Below are 4,953 nucleotides of genomic sequence, written 5' to 3' on the forward strand. Positions count from 1 at the left end.
TGCTTACCTTTTATTCGATTATGATAAGGTAGGCATACCTTTTGACGAGTTTGTGGAGGTCTTTTCTGCAAGCAAGAGTTCGGTTTCCACCGGAATCTCCCTGCTGCTCAACGGTGAGCTCATCGTAGACCACAATAAAATGGATGAACGCAAACGCTATTTTTACATCAATGAGGAATACAAAAAAATACGGTTCGAAAAAATCGTACAGAAACTTCAGGACGAACTGAAACTGCTTGATGATCTCGATCAGTTTAAAAAAACAAACAAAGAATGCCGTAATCAAAAAATAGAAGCCTATAAGGCGCTCCTCCATAAAAATATAAAAAATATTCAGGAATCTCTAAATAAACTATAATAAGATGAATCATAAGCTAGTTATACTTTCTGTAGCATCGCTGTCTCTGGTGTCATGCAAAAAAGAAGCCCCGAAAGAGGACGGCCCGAAGCCGTTTCCCGTAGTTCAGGTGGAGGCCAGGAATCTGACAGGGTACCAGACTTTCCCTGCAACCATCGAGGGAAGAGTTAATAACGATGTACGGGCAAAGATCCAGGGCTACATTACCCAGCTTCTGGTGGACGAAGGGCAGTATGTGACCAAAGGTCAGCCGCTGTTCCGTCTGGAAACCAATATCCTCAGCCAGAATGCAGCTGCTTCCAAAGCCGGGATCGGTGCAGCGGAATCCAATATTGCCGCCGCTCAGGCTGCCGTAAATGCAGCCAATGTAGAAGTGAATAAACTAAAGCCGCTGGTGCAGAAAAACATCATCAGCAATGTTCAGCTGCAGACGGCCCAGGCCAATCTGGCCCAGGCGCAGGCCCAGCTCCAGCAGGCGAGAGCCGCCAAGAGCCAGGCAGTCGCCAATTATAAAGGAGTGGAGGCAAATATTGAATATTCCATCATTCGTGCCCCTATTTCAGGCGTAATCGGGAAACTTCCCCTGAAGGTAGGAAGCCTCGTCGGACCATCCGATCAGATGCCTTTGACAACCATTTCAGATACTTCGCAGATCTATGCCTATTTCTCGATGAACGAAAAAGAATATTTTGATTTTCTCGAAAAATCCCCGGGTTCCTCGATGCCGCAAAAGATAAAAAACCTGCCGATGGTAGAGCTGCAGCTTGCTAACGGAAGCCTTTATCCTGAAAAGGGAAGGATCGAAGCCATTACAGGACAGATCGATGCTACTACGGGAACCATACAGTTCCGGGTGGCCTTCTCCAATCCGCAGAAACTGCTCAGCAACGGAAACAGCGGAACCATCAGATTCCCGCAACCTTATGAAAATGTCCTGGTTGTGCCGGAAAGTGCTACCTATGAACAGCAGGGTATCGTTTATGTCTACAAAGTGGACAAAGGGGATACGGCAAGAAATGTGGTCGTAAATGTAATTGACCGCATCGACAACCTGGCGTTAATCAAATCCGGAATCAATAAAGGGGAAAAGGTAGTGGCAGCCGGTACCGGAGGAATAAAACCGGGAACCGCTATCAAACCGAAACCTGTGAAAATGGACAGTCTTGTACAATCTATAAAACCGAAATTCTAAAATGATTAAAAATTTTATCAACCGGCCGGTTTTATCCACCGTAATCTCCATCCTGATTGTTATTCTGGGAGTATTGGGGCTGATCTCTCTGCCGGTAACCCAGTATCCGGATATCGCGCCGCCTACGGTGAGTGTAAGGGCAACGTATACAGGAGCCAATGCCGAAACGGTGATGAAGAGTGTGGTGGTTCCGCTGGAAGAACAGATCAATGGGGTAGAGGGAATGGACTATATTACCTCTACGGCAGGGAATGACGGTTCCGCACAGATCCAGGTGTTTTTCAAGCAGGGTATCGATCCCGATATTGCAGCGGTGAACGTACAGAACAGGGTTTCCAGAGCCACTCCTTTATTGCCGAGCGAAGTAACGCGTTCCGGGGTGGTAACACAGAAACAGCAGACCAGTGCCCTGATGTACCTTTCTTTCTACTCGGAAAATAAAAATATCGATGACGTATATCTTCAGAATTTCCTGAACATCAATGTAATCCCGAATCTGCAGCGGATCAATGGTGTAGGGGAAGCCAACGTTTTCGGCGGAAAGAACTATTCCATGAGGGTATGGCTGGATCCGGCCAAACTTGCTGCTTACGGAATCACGCCTTCCGATGTCACCACAGCCATTAATGAGCAGAGCCGGGAAGCGGCAGCCGGTTCCTTGGGCCAGAACAGCGGGAGTTCTTTTGAATACATCATCAAATATGTAGGGAAATTCAATGAAAAGGAACAGTATGACAATATCATCATCAAGGCACTTCCGGACGGACAGAACCTGATGCTGAAAGATGTGGCTAAGGTAGAACTGGGAGGACTTTCCTATACCGGAGTCGGGGAAAACGGTGACAGTCCTTCCATCAGTATGGGGATTTTTCAGACGCCGGGTTCCAACGCACAGGAAATTATTGAAAACATCAAAGCCCAGCTGAAAGCCAACGAAAGTACGTATCCGGAAGGGGTAAAATATACCTTTAACTTTGATACGAATGAGTTTCTTGATGCTTCCATAGAGAAGGTAATCCATACTCTGATCGAAGCCTTTATTCTGGTGTTCATCGTAGTATACATCTTCCTTCAGGATTTCAGGTCCACCCTGATCCCGGCCATCGCGGTTCCGGTTTCTATTGTCGGTGCCTTTTTCTTCCTGAACTTATTTGGATATTCCTTAAACTTATTAACCCTTTTTGCATTGGTGCTTGCCATCGGTATTGTGGTGGATGATGCCATTGTAGTGGTGGAAGCGGTCCATGCGAAAATGGAAAACGGTATCTCCGATGCCAAGAAGGCCACCATTGAGGCGATGGACGAAATTACGGGAGCGATTATTTCGATTACCCTGGTAATGGCGTCGGTATTTATCCCGGTAACTTTCATTACGGGGCCTACGGGAGTATTCTACCAGCAGTTCGGGGTTACCCTGATTGTGGCCATCTTTATCTCAGCGGTGAACGCACTGACATTAAGCCCGGTGCTGTGTTCACTTTTCCTGAAGCCACACGATGCTCATCATAAAGAATACAGGAATTTAAATTTCATCCAGAAATTTTTCTACAAGTTTAATATTGCCTTCCAGACCACGACCAGCCGTTATGGAAGGGGATTCATATTTTTACTGAGACATAAATGGGTAACCCTCCTCATCTTTGCCATTACCGGCGGTATCTTATACTGGGCCAGTGCGACCATGAAAAAAGGATTCGTACCTACGGAAGACCGCGGAATCATCTTCACAGACGTACAGCTTCCGCCGGGAGCTTCCATGGAAAGAACCTATAATGTGCTTAAAGTGCTGCAGAAAGAAGCTCTGAAAATTCCGGGCATCCAGAATGTGACTATTTCTACAGGACGGGGGCTGCTTTCCGGGAACGGAAGCAACAGCGGTCTCGCCTTCATCAAACTAAAACCATTTGATGAAAGGAAGGGCGACCTGAGCTCGGAAAACATCACCAAGCAGCTTTTCGGTATTTCATCGAAAGTTCCGGATGCCAAAGTTGTTTTCTTCCAGCCGCCGAGTGTACCCGGTTTCGGGAACAGTGCCGGTTTTGAGATGGTGCTCCTCGATAAGGCCGGTGGCGATGTTACTACACTGGATGCCAAAACCAATGAATTCATCGGTAACCTGATGAAAAGACCGGAAATCGAGTTTGCACAGACTTCATTCAACACGAAATACCCTCAGTACAAGATGGAGATCAATGTGCCGCTTGCGAAACAGCTGGGTGTATCCGTCAACAGCATTCTGGAAACCATGCAGGGCTACATCGGAGGGATTTACGGAGCCGATTTCACCAAATACGGAAAACAGTTCCGGGTAATGATCCAGTCTTTGCCTGAAAACAGGAAAGATCCGAATAACCTGAATGAGCTGTACGTAAAAACAGCTTCCGGAACCATGTCGCCGATTTCCCAGTTTGTTACCCTGACCAAGACCTATGGACCGCAATCCGTAGGCCGATATAACCTCTTCAGTTCAGTGAAGATCACCGGGGCAAACTCTGCAGGGTACAGTACCGGGGACGCCATCGGAGCCGTTCAGCAGGTAGCCAGCGAAACACTGGACCAGAATTACGGTGTTGAGTTTACCGGACTTTCCAGGGAAGAGCTTGCTTCAGGCTCGCAGACAGTGCTTATTTTTGCGTTGAGTTTAATTTTCGTCTATTTTATCCTGGCCGCCCAGTATGAAAGTTATATTCTGCCGCTGACCGTCGTGATTTCCCTTCCTCTCGGGGTGATGGGTGCTTATTTCGGCCAGAAGATCATGGGCCTTGAAAACAACATCTATTTCCAGATTGCCCTTATCATGCTCGTCGGGCTGCTGGCAAAGAATGCCATCCTTATTGTGGAATTTGCCGTTCAGAGAAGGCACCACGGCGAAACCATCGTGATGTCTGCCATCAATGCTGCAAAGGCAAGGCTGAGACCGATCCTGATGACTTCATTTGCATTTATCTTCGGATTACTTCCGTTGGTGCTTGCAAGCGGAATCGGGGCCGTAGGAAACCGTTCGATTGCAACGGGAGCCGCCATCGGACTATTGATAGGAACCATCCTGGGACTGTTCGTTATTCCTGTACTGTATGTTATTTTCGAATACCTGCAGGAAAAGGTAAAGCCGATCAAAGAAAAAGAAATCAATTTAGCAGAATAAATGTAAGTTGTTCAGGGATATGACGGAAGGTAGATGCCTAAGGTTATGTTCCCTGAGCTTTATCCCTTAAACTTCAAATAATGAAGAACGTTATCAATAATATAAAAGGAATCACTTTCTCCGTGACCATCCTGGCTGCCCTTTCATCCTGTATGATCCGGAAAGAATACCAGAGGCCGGCACAGGTAGTGGATGAAAAACTGTACCGTACCGATATGCTTCCTTCGGACAGTACCAATATCGCTGATGTTTCATGGA

At 46.9% G+C, this 4,953-nt stretch carries 3 protein-coding genes; all 3 read left to right on the top strand.

The genetic code is table 11. From position 1 onward, the window contains the following. Window positions 1-358, top strand: a 358-nt coding sequence (locus tag QZ735_RS02905) for a transcriptional regulator (RefSeq protein WP_294243969.1), incomplete at its 5' end; no start/stop codon positions are given. Window positions 359-362: 4 nt separating this feature from the next. Then, entirely contained in the window at window positions 363-1,550 is a 1,188-nt protein-coding gene (locus QZ735_RS02910; RefSeq protein ID WP_294243971.1) for an efflux RND transporter periplasmic adaptor subunit, read from the top strand. A 1-nt stretch (window position 1,551) separates the two neighbouring features. Next, window positions 1,552-4,695 (top strand): efflux RND transporter permease subunit, encoded by a 3,144-nt coding sequence (locus QZ735_RS02915; RefSeq protein WP_294243972.1) that lies wholly within the window; start codon window positions 1,552-1,554, stop codon window positions 4,693-4,695. Window positions 4,696-4,953: the final 258 nt, after the last annotated feature.

Source organism: uncultured Chryseobacterium sp., assembly GCF_913776365.1.
GTDB lineage: Bacteria > Bacteroidota > Bacteroidia > Flavobacteriales > Weeksellaceae > Chryseobacterium.